Here is a 23,150-nt window from a genome sequence, read left to right as displayed (position 1 = left end):
AGATTCCTTCTGGTGTCGGAATGACAGTTTCGAGTGCAAAAAAAAGCCCCAATCAACGATTGAGGCTTTTCCAAAATATCTAAATACCCAATTATTCATCTGGATAAATAGCTTTAAGATTATCTTCCGCAATAATCAAGAAATAATTCTTTTTACCTTTTTGAGCAACTAAGTATTTGTTGTTGATTAGATCAGCAGCTGTCACCGTTTGTTCGATATCGCCCAATTTCACTTTGTTCAACGATACACCACCGCCTGTTAACATTTTCTTGGCTTCACCTTTGGATGCGAAAACCTGAGTTTGAACAGCTAATAAGTCCAAAATGTTCACGCCAGCTTCCAATTCAGCCTTGCTCACTGTAAATTGTGGCACGCCGTCAAATACTTCGAGAACAGCTTCATGATCTAGATTACCTAAGAATTCTAACGAACCGTTACCAAATAAGAATTCAGAAGTTTTCACAGCTGTTTCGTAAGCCTCTTTGGAGTGTGTACGGATAGTGATGTCCTCTGCCAAAGCTTTCTGTACGATACGCAAATGTGGAGCTGCCTCATGTTCGGCTACGATCGCTTCTAATTCTTCTTTTGAACGAAGTGTAAATATGTTAATCCAGTTTTTCGCATCATCATCGGTCGCGTTCAACCAGAATTGGTAATACTTGAAAGGAGAAGTTTTCTTCGGGTCTAACCATACGGCACCAGATTCGGTTTTACCAAATTTCTGACCGTCTGATTTTTTGATCAACTGGGTAGTCAATGCGTAAGCCGTGCCTTGATCTTGACGACGAATCATCTCCGAGCCCGTTACAATATTACCCCATTGATCTGATCCACCCATCTGGATTTTACAGTTGTGATGTTTCCACAAATAATAGAAATCATATCCTTGAATCAGTTGATACGTAAATTCGGTGAACGAAAGACCGTTATCACCTTCTAAGCGTTTCTTTACCGAATCCTTGGACATCATGTAGTTGACCGTAATCAACTTACCTACATCACGAATAAAATCCAAAAAGCTGAAATCTTTGAACCAATCGTAGTTGTTCACCATCTTGGCGTCGTTCTCGCCGTCGCCAAAATTTAAAAACTTTGCTAATTGATTTTTAAGACAGTTTACATTGTGTTGTAAAGTAGCCTCATCCAAAAGATTTCTTTCTGCAGACTTGAACGAAGGGTCGCCAATCATGCCTGTAGCACCTCCAACAAGGGCAACAGGTTTGTGTCCTGCATTTTGAAAATGGATTAAAGTCATGATTTGAGTCAAATGACCTACATGTAAAGAATCGCCAGTTGGGTCAAAACCGATATAACCTGACACTTTTTCGTTGTTCAGTAAATCTTCGGTACCCGGCATGATATCTTGAAGCATGCCTCTCCAACGTAATTCTTCTACAAAATTCATAACTGTTTTGTTTGATTTTCAATTGTCCTATGGAATATCCTAATACGGATATTTCATAATGATATGATTATATAATTTTTAATTAAGATTGCAAAGATAACAGATTATGATGTATCTTACGATTAATTATTGCAATATTGCTGGATTTTGAACTTTTTGTCACATTACTATTTCGAACGTTATGCTGCTTATTCTGAGCAAGTATTAGGTGGACTTTTGCCTGATTTGTTGAAGAATGTTGACAAAACCTATTCTTTTCCATTGCACAAGTTTCAAAGTTCTTTTCCCTTAGGTCCAAAGAGTGAATCCTTGACAGAAGGATGGAGGAGGCACTTAGAAGTCGATAAACTGTTTCATAGTTCTGACTTTTTTTACCATCATACCCATGAAATACGTAAAGTCATTGAGAAGGGGATTGAAGATTTGCCGATTAGAGCCTCTTTTTTGGCGCATATAAGTTTGGAATTATTGCTCGACCACAAGTTGATTGCAAATAATTTGTTATCAGTAGGTAGATTGTACGAACATTTGGAGCATGTAGATCGTAATCAACTGACCAATTATCTAAAATCTTTTGAAAGTATAGATATTGAGAGATTTTTCAACTTTTATGATAAATTTGTAGCGTCAAAATATATCTTTGATTACGCTAAAGTGGATAATATTCCACACGCTCTTTTTAATATCTGCAAACGTGTTTGGAATTTTACGCCTAAGACTCATCACTTTGAAGTTCTTGCCCAGCAATTGGATAATTACCAACGTGAGCAATTGAGGGATTATGCAGACATTTATGCTTATATCATGCAACAGTTGGATTAAGTCTTTTAAATAAACATAAAATTAATTATATGAAAAACCAGCTTTTCAAGAAGAAAAGTGTTGACCAAATACTGCTAGACGCGGAAACTAAGGGAAGCGGATTGGCTAAGATTTTGGGGGTACGTGATTTGGTCTCTTTGGGTATCGCTGCGATCGTAGGGGCGGGGATTTTTAGTACGATAGGCTTAGCTTCTTATAACGGAGGTCCTGCCGTTTCGATGTTGTTTGTGTTTGTTGCGTTCGCTTGTGTATTTACAGCTCTTTCTTATGCACAATTCGCCAGCACAGTGCCCGTTTCGGGTTCTGCATACACGTATGCTTACGTTGCTTTCGGTGAATTATTTGCTTGGATCATCGGTTGGGCATTGGTGTTGGAGTATGCTGTATCAAATATGGTGGTCGCTATATCGTGGTCGCAATATTTTGTGTCTATGCTCGAAGGTTTTGGAATTCATCTCCCTAAATGGATGACCATGGCGCCAGCATACGCTTTTGACGCACATACAAAAATGTTGGAAGTTGGCGCGGATAAATTAACAGGGATAGATAAAATAGCTTTACAGGCTTATGAAACGGCGCCTCGTATTGGCGATTTACCTATCATATTTGATATGCCAGCAGGCTTAATTACGGTATTGGTGACTTGGTTGGTTTATATCGGTATTAAAGAATCCCAGCGTGCGAGTAATATTATGGTTATCGTTAAGATAGGGATAATTGTAGCGGTTATTTTTGGTGGGTTATTCTTTGTAAAACCAGAGAATTGGACACCTTTCGCTCCGAATGGGCTAAGTGGTGTTATGAGTGGGGTGGCTGCTGTATTTTTTGCTTTCATCGGATTTGATTCCATTTCTACTACTGCAGAGGAATGTAAAAATCCACAACGCGACCTTCCAAAGGCGATGATTTATTGTTTGGTTATTTGTGCTGTCTTATACGTGTTGATTACTTTGGTGTTGACGGGTATGGTAAATTATACCGAACTGAATGTGAAGGATCCTTTGGCTTACGTATTCCAATATGTAGGTTTTGACTATATGGCTGGGATTATTTCTGTGACTTCTGTAATTGCAATTACTAGTGCATTGTTGGTATTTCAATTGGCACAGCCGCGTATTTGGATGACGATGAGTCGTGATGGTTTATTATGGAAGAAATTTGCCACGATTCACCCGAAATACAAAACACCATCCTTTGCGACTATAGTTACAGGTTTTGTGGTTGCAATACCAGCTTTGTTTTTTAAGATGGACTTCTTCGTGGATTTGACTTCTGTCGGAACTTTCTTCGCATTTATCTTAGTATGTGCAGGTGTGTTATATATGGATAAATCGGGGCTTTCAGCGAAATCTAAGTTCAAAGTACCTTATGTCAATGGTAAATATATAATTGGTTTAAGCTTTATTGCTGGAGTGATTTTAATGTATATTTATGGTCAGGATAGTCTTGCTGAATGGAAGACCTTGGGCGCATCTGAAGTTATCTTGCATAAGTCGTTAGTCGTTGTGTTTTGGTTGACTTGGCTTACCATGAGTGTTCTGTCGTATAAACATAACTTTTCTTTATTGCCTGTGATCGGTATTTTGGTAAACTTGTACTTGATGACAGAGCTAGGCGCGAGCAACTGGATAATTTTTATTATCTGGCTAGCGATAGGTTTGGTTATATATTTTATGTACGGATATAAGAATTCAAAATTACGTACGCAAGAATAAAACTTTTGATATAATAGAAAAACCACTCTTTTCGGAGTGGTTTTTCTATTATTAATTAGTTCGATGTAATCGAATATTCTCTGTTGTTGGAATATTGAGTGGAACACGTTCTAATGTCACAAAACTACTATCTAACCCAAAGCCTTTTTCTTCACTTAAACTAAATCGTCGAAGAATTTTGTAGATCTCCATGACAATGCGGTTTGGCCAATTTAAAGATGAAGTCTTGGTAAATACTTTTTCCAAAACTACAAAGTTGAAATCACCTGGTATTTTATGTTTTTTCAGCGTATCGTATTGACTAATGATATCTACTTCACCTTTTTCAACCATATCTTCAACAACTTTTCGGAATAAAAGACTAATTTTTTGTTCTTCGCGGAATCCAAGTTTGAAATCAATGCGTATCAGTTTCCCTGGAATCAATTGTTCTACACTATAATCTCTACCATATGGCGCATCTGTTACGTCTACATGGACAAACCAATAGACATCTGCTCGTTTAGGCTTCTTATTTAATATAGAGTAAATAACTTTAGCTTCGATCTCATGTTTGTTATTTGCGCTGGTAAGGTAAACCAATTGTGAGGCAAATGTCGGGACAGAACTATCTTTGCTTAGCTCATCAATAATAGGGAAATATTGGTCAATAGGGACAAACCGAACAAACTCATTTTTGATTTTCCTTGCTCTATGCCATGCGTACATGACAATAAAAATGGAAGAAGCTAGTAAAATAGTAAGCCATCCGCCATGTGTAATTTTAACTCCATTACCTACTAAGAATGTTATTTCAATGATAAAATAAACAGCAGCAAACAGACAAATTAAAAACTTGTTTATTCGATGCCTTATCATGAAGAAAATCATCAGTATAGTAGTGGACAAGAATGTAAGGTTAATAGCTAATCCATATGCAGCTTCCATATTGCTCGATTTTTCAAAGACAAATATGATAAGCATACAGCCAATGAATAAAATCAAATTGATTGAAGGAACATAAAGTTGACCTTTTTGATTACTCGGATATCGAATACTAACTTTTGGCCAAATATTTAATCTTACGGCCTCGGATATAAGTGTGTATGATCCGGATATCATTGCTTGACTCGCAATAATAGCCGCAACAGTTGCAATTGCTACACCGTAAAAGACAAACCAATCAGGCATAATAGAAAAGAATGGATTTGATTCTCCAATAGATTTTCCATTTTGAGTAATTAAATAAGCACCTTGTCCAAAATAATTTAAGATTAGGGCTATCTTAACAAATATCCAACTAACACGAATATTAGATTTGCCACAATGCCCCATATCGGAATATAATGCTTCTGCACCAGTGGTACAAAGGAATATAGCACCAATTATAAATAAAGCATTGGGGTAATGTATGATAGTCTGCACTGCATAATAGGGGTTAATAGCTTTCAAAACCTCAGGGGCTTCATCAATATAATTAAAACCTAGTATTCCTATTGTACTAAACCAAATTAGCATCAACGGACCAAAAACTTTACCTACAATGGATGTTCCAAACCGTTGTATTAAAAATAAAATAGAAATAATACAAATTACTATAGGGACAGTAGGTATAGTAGGGTTATGTATAGCTAATCCTTCTACTGCAGAGGAAATAGTGATTGCAGGAGTAATCATACCATCTGCAAGCAATGTTGAAGCGCCAACAATAGCGGGAATGATGAGCCACTTGGCTTTTCTGCGCACTAAAGAATACAAAGATAAAATACCTCCTTCACCTTTATTGTCCGCATTCAATGTGATTAAGACGTATTTGATTGTCGTTTGAAAAGTTAATGTCCACAAAACACAAGACACACAGCCTATCACGAGGTCTTTGTCTACTATTGATTTATGAAAAATTGCTTTGAAAACGTAAAGAGGAGATGTGCCAATATCTCCGAAAATGATGCCTAATGCGATCAATAAACCCGCCCCACTGAGCTTGTTTAAATGTTGGTTATGGAGGGAACCCATTATTATTTCTATATAATTATATTAATTTTGGCTGCCAATTTATAGCTATTTTTCGACATAACGAACAAACTTGTTAAAAATTGTTAATTGTTGAAAAAAAATATTTATTTTTAAATGCTGATAACCAAAATCGAGTTACATTTGTATTAACAGTTAATAGTACAAAAGTTATTCAATCTTTAAACCACTGCCAATATTAATTGTCATAATTGTACATAATGAGAAGTTTAAAACTAAAAGTTAGTAATATGTTGAAAGTTAGAGTTTTTGCTCTATCCATATTCGCTTTTGGCTTAATTGGTTCACATGTGTATGCTATCTCTGCACCTTCCTACGTGTTTGAAAATGAGAAGGATAATCAGGATAAATTAATAACTAACGTCAAAGCTTCCTATAATCCAGTTGTTGAACAAATCGTTGTCTCATTTAAATTATCTAAACAGTCAAATGTAACAATAAAGTTGATGGATGCATTGGGTAATGAAGTCCTACATTTGTTTAACGGTTCGTTGGAGGAAGGTAATCAAAACCAACTTTTTGATACGAATGAAAAAGTATCTCCTGGTTTTTATTTCTTGCGTGTAGCATCAGGATCTGAAACAGTTGTAAAACGTATCTCAATTAAATAATTCTACGTTTTTACAATAATTCCCTACTTAGATTTGTGACTAAGGATAATTTCTTCCATTTGGTTAAACTCTTTATCAATCTCTTTATTTTCATTTTTTGTAAACAATGATACAACGATTGTTGCTATAAAACTGATTGCAAATCCTGGAATTATTTCATAGAGTTCTTTATAGTCATGTGGAACATAAACCCAAGCTAAGACTGTCAAAGCTCCTAAAATCATCCCCGTAAGAGCGCCCTGCATGGTTGTTCTTTTCCAAAATAATGAAAGAATAATCAATGGTCCAAATGCAGCTGCAAAACCAGCCCAAGCATTTCCAACTAAATTTAGGATACTATCCTTGGGAGTTAAAGACAACCAAAACGCAATTATTGCGACCAATAAAACAGAAAGTCTACTGATTAGTAATAGCTGGTTAGAATTGGCTTTTTTATTTATAAATGCTTTGTAAATATCTTCGGTCATTGAGCTCGAGGTCACTAAGAGTTGTGAAGAAATGGTACTCATTACAGCAGCTAAAATAGCTGAAAGAAGGAAACCTCCGATTAAGGGATGAAAAAGATAACGCGAGAAATAGATAAATACAGTTTCTGCATTTTCTTTTGACCCATCAAAAAACGCCATCTTTTCAGGTAATTGTGATGTGATATAGGCAATTGCAAAAAGACCGACAAGGATAGCGCCACCTACTGTTAAAATCATCCAACCTATACCTACTCGTCGTGATTTGGTTAATTCTCTAGCATCTTCTATTGCTATGAAACGGACCAAAATATGTGGTTGTCCAAAATACCCCAACCCCCAAGCAAGTAAGGAGATAATACTTATAGTAGAGCTCCCTTTTAATATATCCAAATAGAAGGAATTTTTTGATTCGATGATACTAAAAGTGTTTGTTAAACCATCTAGGTCGATCAGCATGACTGCAGGCACTAAAAGAAGAGCGATCAGCATGATTGTGCCTTGAACAAAATCAGTCAAACTAACGGCTAAAAATCCACCTAAAAACGTATATAATACCACAACGAAACTTGTCACAATCAGTCCCGTGCTGTAGTCCATTCCAAAAGCAGATTCAAATAATCGCCCTCCTGAAACCATTCCTGCAGATGTGTATAAGGTGAAAAATATTAATATCAGTAAACTTGATACAATTTTGAGTAGTTGCGATTTGTCTTTAAATCTATTTTCAAAGAATACGGGAAGGGTAATCGAATTGTTAGAGACCTCGGTATATACTCTTAGTCTTGGAGCAATAAGTATATAGTTTAAATAAGCACCTATTGTCAATCCAATTGCAATCCAAGTCGCTGATATCCCTGATAAGTAGACAGCACCTGGTACGCCCATTAATAACCAACCGCTCATGTCTGCTGCTCCAGCCGACAAAGCTGTAACCACCGGCCCCATTTTTCGTCCCCCAATCAAAAAATCGTCTGAGCTGTTTTTTGTTTTTATATAAGAATAAACACCTATTAAAATCATTAATAGAAGGTATAAACCAATAGATATATATTCGTAAGTGTTCATAATTTTGGCATTTGTACTTTGAAGATAAGTAAAAGCATTAAAAAAAGCGTTATTCATTAGGAATAACGCTTTTTTTAATACGATTTTATTTTAGTTCTTGGCTTCCAAGAATCTTTCGATGTCTTTTGGATTTTTGACTTTATTTTTTGTCAAAGCGATATTAATAACCTCTGACATTTCTGTTACGTAGTGGAAATTCATGTCCTTGATGTAATCTTCTTTTATCTCAATGATGTCTTTTTGATTGGATTTACAAAGAATAATTTCCTTAATATTCGCACGTTTTGCCGCTAATATTTTTTCTTTGATGCCACCTACAGGAAGAACTTTTCCACGTAAAGTAATCTCACCCGTCATGGCTAATTTCTCTTTTACCTTGCGTTGAGTAAATAAAGAGGTTAATGCTGTAAGCATAGTAATACCGGCAGAAGGACCGTCTTTTGGAGTAGCTCCCGCAGGTACGTGGACATTTACATCCCAAGTATCAAACACTTTATAGTTAATTCCAAATTCTTCTGCGTGTGAGCGTAAATATGCCATTGCGATAGCGGCAGATTCTTTCATCACATCACCTAGATTACCCGTAAGGCTCAATTTCCCCTTTCCAGGGCTGAGACTAGATTCAATAAATAGGATATCTCCACCTACAGCGGTCCATGCTAATCCAGTAACCACACCTGCAACGTCGTTATTTTCGTAAATATCTTTGTCAAAAATTGGTGCCCCCAATACTTCTTCTACCATTTCTGCATTTATATTAGCAGCATATGGTTTTTCCATTACAATTTTAGTTGCTACGCCACGTACGATAGAACCAATTTTCTTTTCTAGACCACGTACCCCAGATTCACGCGTATATTCTTCAATGATCTTTTCAATAATTTTTCCAGTAAGTGTTACGTCCTTTGAGTTCAGACCATGCATTTCGCGCTGTTTTGGTAACAGATGCTTTTTAGCAATTTCTATTTTCTCCTCAATAGTGTATCCGTTGACCTCAATAATTTCCATTCTATCCAACAATGCTGGCTGAATAGAACTCAATGAATTTGCTGTAGCAATAAACATGACTTTCGATAAATCATATTCCATTTCCACATAGTGGTCATAGAAATTCGTGTTTTGCTCAGGGTCTAATACTTCTAACAAAGCTGATGAAGGATCTCCCTTGAAATCTGATCCTAATTTGTCAATCTCATCTAAGACGAAAACTGGATTGGATGTTCCTGCTTTTTTCAATGATTGAATAATACGACCAGGCATTGCACCGATGTATGTTTTACGGTGCCCTCTGATTTCAGCTTCGTCACGAACTCCGCCTAGTGCCATACGTGTATATTTACGACCTAGAGCTTTAGCTATAGACCTACCTAAGGAGGTTTTACCAACTCCTGGAGGGCCTACAAGACATAAAATAGGGGCCTTCATATCATTTTTTAGCTTTAATACAGCCAAATACTCGATAATACGTTGTTTTACTTTTTCTAAACCGTAATGGTCTTTATCCAAAACTTTTACTGCACGATTTAAATCGAATTTATCTTTGGTAAATTCACCCCATGGTAAATCCAAAAGTAATTCTAAATAATTCAATTGAACTGAATAATCAGCAGCAGCAGGATTGATACGTGCTAATTTTTCAATTTCCTTATCAAAGTGCTTCTTAACTTCCTCAGGCCATTTCTTATTCTTAGCTCTCAGTTTTAGACTTTCAATTTCCAAGTCTGGTGTATTACCTCCCAATTCTTCCTGAATTGTTTTAAGTTGTTGATTAAGGTAATAATCACGTTGTTGTTTATCTAAATCAATACGAACTTTATTTTGAATTTGGTTCTTTAGTTCAAGCATTTGAATTTCTGTAGTCAGATGCTCTAACAACAACTTCGCTCTTTTGACAAAGTCTTTAGTCTCTAATAATTCTTGTTTAGATGGAAGTTCTAAGGCAAGATTTGAAGATATAAAATTCACCAAGAAAGTAGGGCTTTCAATATTTTTGATTGCGATACCTGCTTCTGAAGGTAAATTGGGAGACAACTGAATAATTTGCAAAGCCAATTCTTTGATAGAAGAAATCAGCGCTTTGAATTCTTTACTACTTGTCTTTGGTTTATCTTCGGTAAATCGTTCAACTTTTGCTTTGATATAGGGTTCTGCCTGCACCAATTCGTTTAATTTGAATCTCTGTTTACCCTGAATAATAACCGTAGTATTGCCATCCGGCATTTGTAATACTTTAATAATACTTGCTACAGTACCTATTTTATTTAGCTGTTCAAATCCTGGGTCTTCCACATTCATATCTTTCTGTGATACGACACCAATTGTTTTGTCACCTTTATAGGCTTCTTTGACAAGTTTTATAGATTTATCACGCCCTACCGTAATTGGAATTACTACTCCAGGAAATAATACAGTATTTCGTAAAGGCAGAATAGCTAAAATTTCAGGTATATCTTCGTTTCTCATTTCATCTTCATCTTGCTGACTCAACAACGGAAAAAACTCCGTATCCTCACTAATAATTGGAATGGCTTGATTGAAGTCGAATGTGTTAAATTTGCTCATATGTATATCGATCCTCCTCCGACAAGTTGTCAGATTTATATGTGTATTTTTTATCTTATTGATGTGAGATTATATAGTGCAAGTGGAATGCCAAATACAAAATTGGTATCATTTATGCTATAACTATATTGTTTACTGCTATTTCGTCAGCAATATATTGTTTTCATGGCAGTATTAAAAAAATGGGATTATATAGATCACTTAGTTTAAATATTACAATGTGGAAATGTTTATAAGTATTTGTTGATAGCTTAAACTAATTGTAGCATTTTTACTCTAATCAGGATAGAAACAATTTAAAATTCAAGATATGAACTTTAACAATTTAAATAGCGGATTAAAATCGGTGAAGATCGGGGTGTCAACATTAGCTTTAACTTTACTGGCTTTGACATCAAGTGCACAACAGGAAGAGCATAAAAATACAAATGTTCGTCTAGGTCAAAAAGCGTTGTTGGATGGTGATTTTAAATCAGCTGTTACGTACCTAGAGAAAGCTTTGCCAGCAGAAGAGAAAGATCCTAATGTACTCTATTTGTTAGGATATTCGCAGTTTCAGTCTACGGATTTCAAGAAGGCAGCAGATACATTTGGTAAAGTGATAGCTTTAGATGCAAAAAATGCAAACGCTTACTATTACAAAGCAAAAGCAAATAATACATTAGCTGTTGATAAGAATTCAAAATTGTCGGTAACACAGAAAGAGCAATTGTTGCAATCAGTTATTGCAGATTATTCAAAAGCTATTGCAATTAACACAAATGATGGTAAATTATATCAAAATCGTGCTGTAGCTTACAGGGATTTGGGTATCTTAAGAGGTACGGTTGGTTCTACAGGATATAATAAACAAGTAGCAACTGAAGCATATACAAAAGCTGTAGCTGATTATGAAAAAGTTTTAGCTTCTGACGCGAACAGAAAAGATATCCAAACTGAGCTTAAAAAAGCTAAAGTTTATAGAGATCTTTTAAAATAAGAATAAACACAATTTAAATAAGGGGCGGAATATGGAAAACATTCCGCCCTTTTATTTTAAGGTTTTGATTTCCATATTTTATCTGTTGCTTTTAAATATATAGGTAAAGCTGCTGAACCATACCAATCATATATATCAAAAGTTAAATAGTTGTTTTTTATTGCAAGATCAGAATTTAGGATATTTCGTACTTCTTCTTTGGATTTAATATTATGGAGGATGAAAATACCGCGATAAGTATTGTCATTTTTTCCTAGTGGTCCAGCCACAATCATTTTTTCTTCTTCAACTAATCTATTTATGTTAGCGAGGTGTTGTCTAAAACTTTCATTACGTTCAGATGCATTATTCGAAGTATTTGATCCTGTCTTTAGAATAACAAGATAAAAGGCTTTCATTCCATAGTCATCCGCGTTTAGTTCTTTCGCTAGGGATTCATCATAATTTGGGTTTACTGAATTTGTTTTTGCTGTACCTGTGTAATCAATCTTGATTAAGTTATAGCTGAATTTTGCGTCTTTATCGTCAGAAATTGTAACTGCTAAGTTTAAAGAATCTTTGTATTGATATGTAATGGTTTGGGGGAAATCGTGTTTTGGATTTGTAATTCTTAATATCGTATCATTTTCTTGTACTGAAAAAGAAATAGATTTTCCTCCGTTTTGTCCTTTAACGGCAGCGGAATACAACCATCTGTTATTTTTTTTATCAAGCGAAAGATATTCTGTGACATGAGGTATATTATTTTTAAGAGAATATGAATATCCTTTCAAGCTATTTTTATTCATAATATCCCAATGTTCATATTGGTTTTTATTTTCAACTTTCCATGTTCCAACAAGAATTTGTTGCCAATTAGTTTGAGCTTGCGTATTTATGCTGAATAGGCAGGAACAAAGAAGAATGAAATGTTTTAATTTCATATACTCAATTATAAACTCTAGTGTAATGGTCGGAAATGAATTGAATGCTTGCTTTCATTAGTGTTATCAATTCTTTTTCGTTGATGTCTGACAATTTCTTAATATATATACAAGCTTTAGCAACTTTATATTTCCCGAGGTGTTCTAACAAATGTTTATGTTCTTCAGCTCCTGTATATACATAAAGTGATATTGCGGCTTTGCGTGGTGAAAAACCTAATAATGGAGCATCTCCTTTATGCCCGCTTGCGTATTGGTAATGGTATTGACCAAAGCCGATAATAGATGGTCCAAACATTTTGGCTTTTTCTCCGGTCACTTCTTCCATCAGTTGAATGAGTTGCAGACTATCTTCTCTTTTTTGAGGATTATCGACTGTATTGATAAATGTTAATACATCCGCATCTGTGTATGTCGTTTTATTAATAGGCATATTGAAATCTAAAGATTATACTACCATATTTCCAAATCCAAATATAGCTCCTTGTGGGTCACGAATAATGGCATAGCTAACCGAGCCATCTTTCTTTTTTCCGATTTTAAGAGATGTTCCTCCGTTTTTTAAGGATTTTTCTAAAGTTTCATCTGGATTTTCGACGTAGAAATAAGGAATCCATTGACCTGCGAATCCTGTGTTTTCACCTTTATTGTGACATATTCCGCCACCAGCCGTTTCCGCGTCAATTGCCATAGCATAGTCAACATATTCTTCGTCACCATCTTTCATTGGTATTGCTATTTCTTGCCAACCAAATAGATCTTTATAAAAGTCCTTGAGCTCCTCAGGTCTGTCTACAGCAATATCTGTCCAATAAAATTGACCTACTTTCGGTTTAGGCTTTCCCATTATTTTCAATATAAGATTTAAAACTGTTTAATATAGCCTGCCAACCGCCTTGTTGCATCTCAATAGGGTTGGTGTCTTCTGCTTCAAATTCGATAAACATATGCGTATGGTTCTCGTGTGCAGCAAATTTGATATTTACTTTTCTGCCGTCATCTATTTTGTAGACAATTTTTTGATAGGGGATGATGTCTAGATATTCACCTTCAAAGTCAAATCCAAAACTACCATCTTTGGCTTCCATTCTATTTTTAAATCGGCCACCAATGGTTAAATCGTTGGTAGAGGATGGGCAATTCCAGTCAGGACTAGCTTGGTTCCATTCGATTATTGCCTCTGGATTATTGTATTGCTCCCATACGGTTTGTAGTGGTGCATTGATCGTTGTTTCGATATGTACAATTGGTTTTTCCATTTTGTTTAGCGTTTATATTTGTCATTTAATCCTTTTCCTGATAATATCGTTGGTATTATTTTTTCTAATCGTGCGATTTTAGTTTTGTCTTGTTTGGCTTCGTTGATGTATTCTATGTATTCTTTCTGGCGTCCTGCTGTTAATTTATAGAAAGCCTCATGAAAAGGTTTGTTATTAGTCAATTCATCTTTTAAAATACCTTCAGGAGCTTTGGAACTTCCTTTTTCAATAGGGATAGTTTTTCCATCCAGAATAGTCTGTATACTTTCTTGGATGTATTCTAATATTCTTTTTTCATCAAAGTCTGAATTATCCTTAACTCGCCATTGACGTAAAGATTTGGTTTTTCCTTCTGAAGCATTTACTAATACCTGATAAGGATCAGTTAAAAATACGCCATTGTAAAACCAAATGGAAAAGAAATTCTTAAAGCCAGCCCAACCTATAATGTTTTTCCCTTGAAAGGTATATACATCGGTGCCCCATTTGAATTCTTTGGTCAGATTTGTCTTTAAAATCAATTGGCTCATTTTTTCGTATAAATCTAGCCATTGGTCACGGTATGAATCCCAATTAGGTCCTTTTTTATCTTTTAGCTGTTCGACATTAAAGTGTATTAATGATTCTATAAGATTTTTGTCTAGAGGAATAGTATTGGGAATTTGTATAGCTCCTTTAGAGGTCTTGTATCCAGATAGCTGATCTTTGTGAGCTACTATAGCATCAGGACCAGGGTAGATGCCAATGTGATTTTTGAATTGCGCAAAGTGAATAAGATTTCCATTATAACGAAATGTAGGCATCTGATAGGAAATAATTTCTTTTGTTTCACTAGGCGCTATGGCAACAATTATTTGCCGTAGTTCCTTTAGTCTCTGTTGATTTACAGATTCTTGTAAAGAAATGTATTCGTCGATATTTTGAAAAACCACATTCATTGCTTAATGTTTCATAAAGTCGAAAGCTCCTTTGCGAAGGTTTATCCCATATTCTAGATAAGCTTTAAGACAAGCTAAAAAGTTAGCCCAGCCTTCAGTTTGTCCAATAACTTGTTTTATATCATCAACATCAGTACTAAATGTGCCTTCTTTGATTCGAACAACAGTTGCTGTAGGTGAAATTTTTTCTAAGAATATTTCTACCAACATATCAGGTGTTCCGCCACTCCAATCGAATGAAATATAGTCATGAGATTGTGTTAACCGTCCTTCAACTGGAAAAATGTCATCAAATTCAGGGAATTTCCAATCGACAACAGTTCCTTCATCCAAACGTCCGGTACCTCGCTCAATAAAATACTGGCTCATTTTTTCAGGATTTACAATTGCGTCATAGACCACTTCTATAGGTTTTAGAATTTGTATAGCTGCTTTGGCTGTTAATGCTTCAATCATAGCGTAATTTATTAAAATTGTTTTTCTTTTTAGAACAATTTTGAGGTGTATTGTGTTTTACTCCTAATTATAAACTTACTATTATTTCATTATGAAAAAGTTTTTGACACTATCTTGGGAACGTTCAGTATTGTTAATTACGTTCGTTTTCACTTCAATTTATTCTTTTGCACAGGATAAAGGGCTTGATATTGATATAGACATTAATAAAGATGATGGCAATATGTTTGCCAAACCATGGGTTTGGATAGTCGGTGCTGCGGTATTTATTCTTTTGCTTGTAGCATTGCTACGTGGTAATAAGAAATAGCAGTTTAAACTAGTAATGTTATAAAAAAAGGTTGCAGTAAGAGCAACCTTTTTTATTACAGTACTTTGTGTAAAGAAAATTTGTCGGACATTTCACTTTTTATAATGTTCCCTGTACTATCTGCCTGCAATAGTACATTTTCTCCAACTTTGTATTTTGTGTCAATTTCTTTGCCTTTCAAGTGCACTACACTGCCGTTGTTGTGCCACATAAAGCGTCCTGTGTCTTGCAGTATAGTTTTTCGTTCTAAATATTTGGCAGAATAAGAATATGTGCCATCTTCGTGTAATTTGATTGTAGCTAGTATGCCAGGACAGTCTGCACAAGGAATAGTATCTTGATAAGTACCAGCCCAGTCCAATGAGTTTTGAGAATTGTGGTCGTCATGCACTGCCGTATTTGTGTCGGTGTGAACAGGTGTATCTTGATTTTTGTTTGTGGGATTTTGACATCCAGTTGTCAATAAAGCAACACATGTCGATATTATCAGCATAGAATTCTTCATACGTATAGAAATAATTTATATTTGTTTATGTCTTTAAATGAATTATTACAACAACTAAAAGCTAAACAAATAGTATTCAAAGATGTTTTAGCTTACATCGATGCTCATTATATTTATTCGCCTTCGGCGTTTAAAAATGGAGATCAAAACAATGCAGAAACAGAAAACCAAGGTAGTGCACGTGTATTGTCATTTGCAAAATTAAACAATCTTTCTCAAGATGATACGTTGGCATTATTTGCGGAACATTATGATGCTGTTTTGTCCACACCTGAGGCGACAGATCATCAAAATATCCGCCAATTCATGTTACATGGATGGAACGGTGTTTACTTTGAAAATACAGTATTAGTAGAAAAATAATAGAAGGAGGAAAATATCCTCCTTCTATTATTTTTCTAAATTATTTTTGAGATTTAGAAGTCCTTGTTTGAAATCTTCATTCATATCATAAAATAAAGTGAAGATATTAAAGGGAAATGGCATTTTGCCATCAATTTCCCAAGTAACTTTAGTTTGTGATGGCGCTATTGAATCTACTGCAATAAAAGATTTATTTGCTTCCTCAGCATTGTCAAAGAATAAATCCATTTCTACTCTTTTTCCATCTTCTATTTTGGTAATTACTTGTTTGCCATTACCTACTTTTTTACTTTTCCAAGTATAAGTAAAACCAACCGTTCCATCTTCACCAGTATATTGTTTTTCAATGTCAGGATCTTGTCTTGACCAGTTGTCATATTCGCCTTGCTTTTTGATTTGCTTTACATATTCGAAGACCTCATGTGCATTTTTGTTTACAACTAATTCATTTCCTGCATGGAATGTTTTGGGAAGTATTGCTGCAATTATTAATACAATACCAACTAATACAAGTAAGGCAATTAGTATATTTTTTAATATTTTCATGATTTATTAGGTTAGTTAATCTGTACTGCTAATTGTTGTAGTTTCACCATCGTATTGAGATTTCGTCCTGTTGCTATTACTTTGAGCTTGGATTCAATAAATGGATTGCTAAGTTTACTTTTCGCCATACCCTCAGGGAGGTAAAAATAAAAGATGTCACCAGCTAAAATATACTCTTCTTTGCCCAAATCAATTTCCTTAAATTTATTAGCAAGATCTTTTTCTGGTTCTTTGTCAAGAATTGTGATATATACCTTGTTGCCTTCTTGATTCCCTGCAAAAGGATTCTGTTGCAGTATGTTGTTCAATTTTTGTTCATCCAACACAAAAACGTTTATATCTAAACCGAAATGCGTTGAAATACAATTTTGAATAGACGATTGCACATCCTTAGCAGGCAAAGCACATTGGAGTAAGATATTCCCACTTTGTATATATGTTTTTACTTCTTTAAAATCATATTGCTCAAGTTGTGCTTTAAGGTCAGTCATCTTGATAATATTCTTGCCAGAAACATTGACAGCACGAAGTAAGATGATGAAAGTTTTCATTAGTTATTTATTGAAACTTTCTGTTTCCTTCGAAATGTATCATCCATGCTATGCCAAATTGATCCGTAAAGGACGAAAATAGCTCTGCGAAAAAGGTATCTGCTAAAGCCATTTCTAAATTTTGCGCATTGACGGTCAGTGCTGCAAATAGTTCCTGTGCTTCGTCTGCATTATCAACATCCAGCATAATATAATTGGAAGTCCCAAAAACGGCCTTTTGACCAAAACTTTCTAAGCAGTCTGAACCCATCAACATTTGGTCTTTGTTGATATTGATTGAGATATGCATGATTTTGTTTTTATCGGCATCTGCAATCGTAACGTTTGGATCTTCAGGTATATCGCCGAATCTTCCGATCCAGCCTATTTCAGTTTTGAAAACATTTTTATAGAAATTGAAAGCTTCTTCGCAATTTCCATTGAAATTCAAGTAAGAATGTATCTTTGCCATGGTATTAAGTTTGTTTTAGTTATTTCTCAATTAACGTTAGATATTTATTTCTATTATCAATAATCGCCCAAAGAATGATAATTAAGAAAATACCAGCCATTGGTAATCCCTCAGGTGCATAATAAATGTGCTGCAACATGATTCCGACCATAATAGGAAAAAGAACAATTGCTCCCAACGCACGAGTTTTAGGAATGACAAATAATAGTCCGCCTACAATTTCTACAACAGCAACAAGCGGCATTAGCCAAGCGATAGTTTCAAAAGCTTGATTTACTTTGATTAGTTGTTCACTCAATTCTGGGGTTGGAATATATTGGAAAAGTTTATTTAAACCTGCGTTTATAAACATGAGTCCGGCTAAAAGGCAGACAATGAATTTAAATATTCTCATAATTGTAGTATAACGGTTTTTGTGTTCTTGTTCTTTAAATAGATTTTTTAATCTATTAAGTAATTTAAGTAAAATACTTGGTATAGGAAAAATTTTTTAACGAACGTTATTTCGTCGTTTTATTAAGGCTAAAATAAGTATTGTAAAAAATAGAAATATGCTTAATATTAAGAGGTATACAAATATTATATTGACTTTTGATTCTATCTCATTTAAATAGGGATCTAGGTTGTTGTGATTTATTAATGCAATCATTTGTCCAAAAAAATAAAATATGGAGGAACTAATCGCTACTATATGATGAATTCTAGGTAACACTGGATTTATTTTAAATGTGTTATTCTTATCCGTCCACCAATAGAATATTCCGAATATAGAATTTATAACAAAAACTAATGCTACAATTAGAACAAGCGGAATGATTAGAAATGTATCGTGAATATTAAGTGTAAAAGAATAAAACTCTCTAGAGAGATAGATAATTAGTCCTAATATCAAAGTTATAATCGCTAAGACTAGATAGATGTGGTATATTTTTAATTTTTTAAGATTCATGTTTTACTGGATTATATTATTTCTTACTTGTGCATATTTATCTATATAATCTATGGCTTGCTGTGTAGTTAATATTGCAAAATCTTTATAACGATGGTGAACATCTACGATTTCATCTAAGGCCTTCGTGATGATAGCTTGGTTTTCCCAAGTGTTGAGATGATCCACTACGATTTGTAGACAACCTTTTTTATACGCAATCTGACCTATTACATGTATTAAAGTGTTTTTTACCCTAGCTGTTTCATCATTTTGAAGTTCTTTTAGCAAGGGTAGTATATCTTGTGGATGTGTACGTCCTCTTAATTCTATGCCATGACATATCTCTCTTCGAATCTCTTTGTCCGGATGATGCAAATATTTCTTCGCCCAAATAAGAGTTGGGTTGGGATTTTTTTCTCCCATTTTCTTAACAGAACCAATTACTGCATTTCTAACAATATGGTGGTTATCAAATAAACCTTGATCAAAGAATTGTACTACAGTTTTGAAATCCGACATTCCAATTTCACCAGCAGCATTTATTGTGGTTTGTCGTACTTTTTCATCTACTGAGTCAAATAATTTTTGCAATGTGTCCAAAATAGTTGGTCGCAAATTTTCATTCTTTTTCCAAATCTTTCCGATTGTTAAATAAGCGGTTTTACGAATATAAGTATCATCATCATCAGCAAAGTAGTTAAGTATATTTTCTATTTCTAGAGTACGTAAATCAGCTAATATAGCATCACTGATTTTGGCGGTCAAAATCAAACGTTCATCTTTATTTAGGTCATAAAATTTTGCCATCTAAAGCTATTTTATCTAATGGTTAAATAAATATAAGAATTCAGACGATAAATTGAATATGAAATCTTTATTGGGGAATAACTTCTAATTGGAATAATTGGCGTACCTTTGCAACTGAAGCAAACTGGTTCTATCGCTGTCCTGTAATGGGAAAGAGGAAAGTCCGGGCAACATAGAGCGACACGCTTCCTAACGGGAAGGATGCCTACGGGTAGACAGAAAGTGCCACAGAGAATATACCGCCATAGGCTAGTCCTGTGGTAAGGGTGAAAATGTGAGGTAAGAGCTCACGGTCTTGTATGGTAACATGCATTACGGTAAACCTCGTGTGTTGAAAAACCAAATAGGTTGTGAGATTCAAAGGCTGCTCGTCTTTTTTTCTTCGGAAAACTCACAATGGGTAGGTTGATGGAGCCTGTGCGCGAGTGCAGGCCTAGATAAATGATAGAAGTCCTTTCTCAAGGATACAGAACCCGGCTTATAAGGTTTGCTTCTTTTTGTTTTTCTCACATATTTTCTTATTTTGTTAACCAATTAAATATACATATATAACTATGGCAACAGTTTTGATTATTGATGACGAACGTCCGATACGCAGTTCACTTCGAGATATTTTGGAGTATGAAGATTATAAAGTATTAGACGTAGATAATGGTGCCGATGGATTAGAAATATTAAAGAAAGAGAAAATTGATCTTGTCCTTTGTGATATTAAAATGAATAAAATGGACGGAATGGAAGTCCTTAGTGTAGCTAAGGAGTTTTCGGATGTGCCAATTATTATGATATCGGGTCATGGAACAATAGAAACTGCAGTAGAGGCAGCGCGCAAAGGAGCTTTTGATTTCTTAGAAAAGCCGTTGGACTTAAATCGATTGCTCATTACTGTTCGTAATGCGCTTGAAAAAGGGACTTTGGTTAAGGAAACTAAAGTTTTAAAGCGTAAAGTTTCGAAAACAAAAGAAATATTAGGTGATTCACAAGGAATCTCCATAATTAAAGATAGTATAGATAAAGTTGCACCTACGGATGCACGTGTTTTAATAACTGGAGCTAATGGTTCTGGAAAAGAGCTGGTTGCGAGATGGTTGCATGAGAAGTCTAATCGTGCGTCTGCTCCTTTGGTAGAAGTTAACTGTGCAGCTATTCCCTCTGAATTAATTGAATCCGAATTGTTTGGGCATGAAAAGGGTTCATTCACATCGGCTGTAAAACAACGTATAGGTAAGTTTGAACAGGCGAGTGGCGGCACATTATTTTTGGATGAGATAGGAGATATGAGTCTATCTGCACAAGCTAAGGTGTTGCGTGCTTTGCAAGAGAATAAAATTACACGTGTAGGAGGGGAGAAAGAAATTTCGGTTGATGTACGTGTTATTGCAGCCACCAATAAGGACTTGTTAAAAGAGATTGATGAAGGTAATTTCCGTATGGATTTGTACCATCGTTTGAGTGTTATTTTAATTCACGTTCCATCCTTAGCACAGCGTCGCGATGATATTCCAATGTTAGCATCTTCTTTCTGTGCAGAAATATGTGAAGATTATAATATTCCAACGAAAGATATTACAAAAGATGCTATGGCGGCTTTACAAGCTTTACCATGGACAGGAAATATTCGAGAACTTCGTAATATGGTGGAGCGTTTGATAATCTTAAGTGGGAAAGAAGTTACTGCTGCAGATGTGAGTATGTTTGCTAATCCTTCTGTTTCGACGCATAATTCGGCTAGTACCGGTTCATCGATGATTGACCTTGATCGTATGGAGAGTTACGAGGACTTTATGAATTTTGCAGAAAATAAATTTTTGACGCATAAATTGAATAAAAATGAAGGTGACATAGGAAGGACAGCGCAAAAAATTGGAATGTCTGAAGCGGAATTGCGAAATAAGCTAAAGTAAATCCAAACAAAAGAGGTTGTGTATATACACAACCTCTTTTGTTTTAATCGTTAAATCTTCTTTTTTGTTTATTGTAGAGAATTATAATAACCCCTACTAAAAGGATAGCACCAATAATAATATACCCAGTTGAAGAACGATGTTCTACTGGTTGTTCTGCTTGAGCCCATCCCAAACTTGTCCATAATGATAAGAAAAAAATGCCACCTAGCTTTCTCATAAAATCAAAATATAATGTTAATGACTAAAACTAATGAATAATCATAACTTAAGCAATTGTTTTAATGAATTTTAACGCTTATTCGTAGCTTCTTATTTTAGGACTCTGTTTTTGTGATTTTTCAGTATTTCTATTACGGTAATTCGGCTAAGAAGTTACCATCTTGATTAATCAAATCACGCTTGTCAATTATTTCTTGAAGATTTATGTATCCAATCACGTATTTGGAATTTTCGCCATAAAAACGTTCTATGATAGACTTGAATTCTATATTTTCTAATACGTCTTCGTCTTGATATCTTAAGTATATTTTCAAGTCGTAATTCGTTGAATAATTTAATTCTTGTGACTCCAAATGCTTTTTATATTCGTAGCGATAGTCGTAACGAAGAGCCGTAATGTCCGAAAGTACAGCAGAGCCTGTCGGGTGACCACCTGCACCTTTACCATAGAAGAATTGCTCATCAGCAAATGCAGCTTTTACCAATACGCCGTTGTTTTCGTTTTCAACGTTATATAAGATGTTATCTTTATTTATAAATCGAGGTAACACATACAACACGACTTCACTATTGCTTATTTCTTTTGCAAACGGAATTAATTTAATTTTTAAATTTTTCTCACGTGCGAAACGAATATCATTGTCATTCAACTTGTCGATTCCAAGATTCAATATCGTTTCCGGATTGACAAATAGACCATAAGCATGTGAAGCGACAATAGTTAATTTATATTTCGGATCATAACCTCCAACATCTAAAATCGGATTAGTCTCGGCAAAGCCTAATTCTTGTGCTTTTTTCAATGCATCACCATAACTTTGTCCTTCGTTGAAAATCTTAGACAAAATGTAATTCGAAGAACCGTTGAAAATTCCACTTACGGAGTGTAAAAGTTCGTTGTCATAATATTCTTCTAGATTACGAATGATTGGAATACTTCCACATACAGCACCTTCGTATAAAAGTGAAGTTCCGTGTTGCTGTTGAATCTCTGTTAATTCCTCAAGGTGAGTCGCAATCATTTTTTTATTAGCAGAAACTACATTTTTGCCCGAGGACAATGCTTTTTTAGTTATCTCAAAAGCAGCATCAGCATCGTCAATAAGTTCTACTACGGTGTTGATCTCTGGATCATCCAAAATAATATTGGCGTCCGTTGTAAATAATTCAGCAGGTAAAGAACGCTTTTTATCTGCATTTTTGATTACGAACTTTTTAATTTCTAAGTTTAAGTTTTTTGTTTTTATAATATCGTATAACCCTTGGCCCACCACACCAAATCCGAACATACCGATAGTAAGTTTCTTACTCATATATAGTTTTAAAATTTCTTTTCCTGTAATAA

25 protein-coding genes and 1 other RNA gene are annotated in these 23,150 nt (G+C 34.8%); 8 read left to right on the top strand and 18 right to left on the bottom strand.

The genetic code is table 11. The features are described 5' to 3' along the window. Positions 1-91: 91 nt before the first annotated feature. Positions 92-1,405, bottom strand: a complete 1,314-nt coding sequence (tyrS, locus tag IPZ78_RS08240; RefSeq protein ID WP_225552576.1) for a tyrosine--tRNA ligase — start codon at positions 1,403-1,405, stop codon at positions 92-94. A gap of 147 nt (positions 1,406-1,552) precedes the next feature. Here tyrS and IPZ78_RS08235 point away from each other — a divergent pair, with 147 nt between their 5' ends. Both IPZ78_RS08235 and IPZ78_RS08230 read left to right on the top strand, forming a co-directional pair. Beyond that, positions 1,553-2,227 carry a hypothetical protein gene (locus tag IPZ78_RS08235; RefSeq protein WP_225552574.1) on the top strand — a complete coding sequence of 225 codons (675 nt, stop codon included), beginning with the start codon at positions 1,553-1,555 and terminating at the stop codon, positions 2,225-2,227. Between the two features lie 29 nt (positions 2,228-2,256). Further along, entirely contained in the window at positions 2,257-3,942 is a 1,686-nt protein-coding gene (locus IPZ78_RS08230; protein ID WP_225552572.1) for an amino acid permease, read from the top strand. Between the two features lie 51 nt (positions 3,943-3,993). Here IPZ78_RS08230 and IPZ78_RS08225 read toward each other — a convergent pair whose 3' ends face one another. Further along, on the bottom strand, positions 3,994-5,937 hold the full coding sequence (locus IPZ78_RS08225; protein ID WP_225552570.1) for a KUP/HAK/KT family potassium transporter: 1,944 nt from the start codon (positions 5,935-5,937) through the stop codon (positions 3,994-3,996). Positions 5,938-6,155: 218 nt separating this feature from the next. Between IPZ78_RS08225 and IPZ78_RS08220 the strand changes: the two genes are divergently transcribed. Next, complete coding sequence (locus tag IPZ78_RS08220) at positions 6,156-6,566, top strand: T9SS type A sorting domain-containing protein (protein ID WP_225552569.1); 411 nt, start codon at positions 6,156-6,158, stop codon at positions 6,564-6,566. Positions 6,567-6,589: 23 nt separating this feature from the next. Here the strand turns inward: IPZ78_RS08220 and putP are convergent, their stop codons facing one another. Both putP and lon read right to left on the bottom strand, forming a co-directional pair. Then, positions 6,590-8,098: a sodium/proline symporter PutP gene (gene putP / locus IPZ78_RS08215; protein WP_262903852.1), complete on the bottom strand. Its 1,509-nt coding sequence runs from the start codon at positions 8,096-8,098 to the stop codon at positions 6,590-6,592. 90 nt (positions 8,099-8,188) lie between these two features. Then, complete coding sequence (gene lon, locus IPZ78_RS08210; RefSeq protein ID WP_225552567.1) at positions 8,189-10,660, bottom strand: endopeptidase La; 2,472 nt, start codon at positions 10,658-10,660, stop codon at positions 8,189-8,191. A gap of 310 nt (positions 10,661-10,970) precedes the next feature. Here lon and IPZ78_RS08205 point away from each other — a divergent pair, with 310 nt between their 5' ends. Continuing rightward, positions 10,971-11,639 (top strand): tetratricopeptide repeat protein, encoded by a 669-nt coding sequence (locus IPZ78_RS08205; protein WP_225552565.1) that lies wholly within the window; start codon positions 10,971-10,973, stop codon positions 11,637-11,639. A gap of 56 nt (positions 11,640-11,695) precedes the next feature. On the opposite strand, the gene IPZ78_RS08200 is transcribed toward IPZ78_RS08205, so the two are convergent. The 6 genes from IPZ78_RS08200 to IPZ78_RS08175 are packed head-to-tail and all read right to left on the bottom strand — an operon-like array spanning position 11,696 to position 15,215. Further along, positions 11,696-12,562 (bottom strand): YciI family protein, encoded by an 867-nt coding sequence (locus IPZ78_RS08200; RefSeq protein ID WP_225552564.1) that lies wholly within the window; start codon positions 12,560-12,562, stop codon positions 11,696-11,698. A 4-nt stretch (positions 12,563-12,566) separates the two neighbouring features. Next, positions 12,567-12,995 (bottom strand): DUF1801 domain-containing protein, encoded by a 429-nt coding sequence (locus tag IPZ78_RS08195; RefSeq protein WP_225552561.1) that lies wholly within the window; start codon positions 12,993-12,995, stop codon positions 12,567-12,569. Between the two features lie 15 nt (positions 12,996-13,010). After that, positions 13,011-13,409 carry a VOC family protein gene (locus IPZ78_RS08190; protein WP_225552559.1) on the bottom strand — a complete coding sequence of 133 codons (399 nt, stop codon included), beginning with the start codon at positions 13,407-13,409 and terminating at the stop codon, positions 13,011-13,013. Then, on the bottom strand, positions 13,396-13,821 hold the full coding sequence (locus IPZ78_RS08185) for an SRPBCC domain-containing protein (protein WP_225552557.1): 426 nt from the start codon (positions 13,819-13,821) through the stop codon (positions 13,396-13,398). Before IPZ78_RS08185 ends, IPZ78_RS08190 begins: the two co-directional genes overlap by 14 nt. A gap of 5 nt (positions 13,822-13,826) precedes the next feature. Then, a complete protein-coding gene (locus IPZ78_RS08180) occupies positions 13,827-14,759 on the bottom strand; it encodes a DUF1801 domain-containing protein (protein ID WP_225552555.1) in 933 nt (310 codons plus the stop codon). Between the two features lie 3 nt (positions 14,760-14,762). After that, positions 14,763-15,215 carry an SRPBCC domain-containing protein gene (locus IPZ78_RS08175; RefSeq protein WP_225552553.1) on the bottom strand — a complete coding sequence of 151 codons (453 nt, stop codon included), beginning with the start codon at positions 15,213-15,215 and terminating at the stop codon, positions 14,763-14,765. A 91-nt stretch (positions 15,216-15,306) separates the two neighbouring features. Between IPZ78_RS08175 and IPZ78_RS08170 the strand changes: the two genes are divergently transcribed. Next, positions 15,307-15,525, top strand: a complete 219-nt coding sequence (locus tag IPZ78_RS08170) for a hypothetical protein (RefSeq protein WP_225552551.1) — start codon at positions 15,307-15,309, stop codon at positions 15,523-15,525. 55 nt (positions 15,526-15,580) lie between these two features. Here the strand turns inward: IPZ78_RS08170 and IPZ78_RS08165 are convergent, their stop codons facing one another. Beyond that, positions 15,581-16,030, bottom strand: a complete 450-nt coding sequence (locus tag IPZ78_RS08165; protein WP_225552548.1) for a copper resistance protein NlpE — start codon at positions 16,028-16,030, stop codon at positions 15,581-15,583. A 27-nt stretch (positions 16,031-16,057) separates the two neighbouring features. Between IPZ78_RS08165 and IPZ78_RS08160 the strand changes: the two genes are divergently transcribed. Next, complete coding sequence (locus tag IPZ78_RS08160) at positions 16,058-16,393, top strand: HopJ type III effector protein (RefSeq protein ID WP_225552547.1); 336 nt, start codon at positions 16,058-16,060, stop codon at positions 16,391-16,393. 27 nt (positions 16,394-16,420) lie between these two features. On the opposite strand, the gene IPZ78_RS08155 is transcribed toward IPZ78_RS08160, so the two are convergent. The 5 genes from IPZ78_RS08155 to IPZ78_RS08135 form a co-directional block, all read right to left on the bottom strand. Further along, positions 16,421-16,939 (bottom strand): SRPBCC family protein, encoded by a 519-nt coding sequence (locus IPZ78_RS08155; RefSeq protein WP_225552545.1) that lies wholly within the window; start codon positions 16,937-16,939, stop codon positions 16,421-16,423. An 11-nt stretch (positions 16,940-16,950) separates the two neighbouring features. Then, positions 16,951-17,490, bottom strand: coding sequence for a DUF1697 domain-containing protein (locus tag IPZ78_RS08150; protein WP_225552544.1), 540 nt, complete (start codon positions 17,488-17,490; stop codon positions 16,951-16,953). A gap of 7 nt (positions 17,491-17,497) precedes the next feature. Continuing rightward, on the bottom strand, positions 17,498-17,941 hold the full coding sequence (locus IPZ78_RS08145) for a VOC family protein (RefSeq protein WP_225552542.1): 444 nt from the start codon (positions 17,939-17,941) through the stop codon (positions 17,498-17,500). Positions 17,942-17,960: 19 nt separating this feature from the next. Then, positions 17,961-18,335 (bottom strand): DoxX family protein, encoded by a 375-nt coding sequence (locus tag IPZ78_RS08140; RefSeq protein WP_225552540.1) that lies wholly within the window; start codon positions 18,333-18,335, stop codon positions 17,961-17,963. 558 nt (positions 18,336-18,893) lie between these two features. Further along, positions 18,894-19,679, bottom strand: coding sequence for a HEAT repeat domain-containing protein (locus IPZ78_RS08135; RefSeq protein WP_225552538.1), 786 nt, complete (start codon positions 19,677-19,679; stop codon positions 18,894-18,896). Positions 19,680-19,796: 117 nt separating this feature from the next. On the opposite strand from IPZ78_RS08135, the gene rnpB reads away from it, so the two are divergent. Together rnpB and IPZ78_RS08125 are read left to right on the top strand one after the other, a co-directional pair. Further along, positions 19,797-20,176, top strand: an RNA gene (gene rnpB, locus IPZ78_RS08130) — RNase P RNA component class A. Between the two features lie 57 nt (positions 20,177-20,233). Continuing rightward, on the top strand, positions 20,234-21,583 hold the full coding sequence (locus tag IPZ78_RS08125; protein ID WP_225552537.1) for a sigma-54-dependent transcriptional regulator: 1,350 nt from the start codon (positions 20,234-20,236) through the stop codon (positions 21,581-21,583). 43 nt (positions 21,584-21,626) lie between these two features. On the opposite strand, the gene IPZ78_RS08120 is transcribed toward IPZ78_RS08125, so the two are convergent. After that, positions 21,627-21,803: a hypothetical protein gene (locus IPZ78_RS08120; RefSeq protein WP_225552535.1), complete on the bottom strand. Its 177-nt coding sequence runs from the start codon at positions 21,801-21,803 to the stop codon at positions 21,627-21,629. 133 nt (positions 21,804-21,936) lie between these two features. Continuing rightward, positions 21,937-23,118, bottom strand: a complete 1,182-nt coding sequence (locus tag IPZ78_RS08115) for a homoserine dehydrogenase (protein WP_225552533.1) — start codon at positions 23,116-23,118, stop codon at positions 21,937-21,939. Between the last annotated feature and the right edge of the window lie 32 nt (positions 23,119-23,150).

The organism is Sphingobacterium bovistauri (assembly GCF_020295405.1).
Classification (GTDB): Bacteria; Bacteroidota; Bacteroidia; order Sphingobacteriales; family Sphingobacteriaceae; genus Sphingobacterium; species Sphingobacterium bovistauri.
Note: the sequence above shows the minus strand (reverse complement) of the source record. Positions and strands in the feature narration are given on the sequence as shown.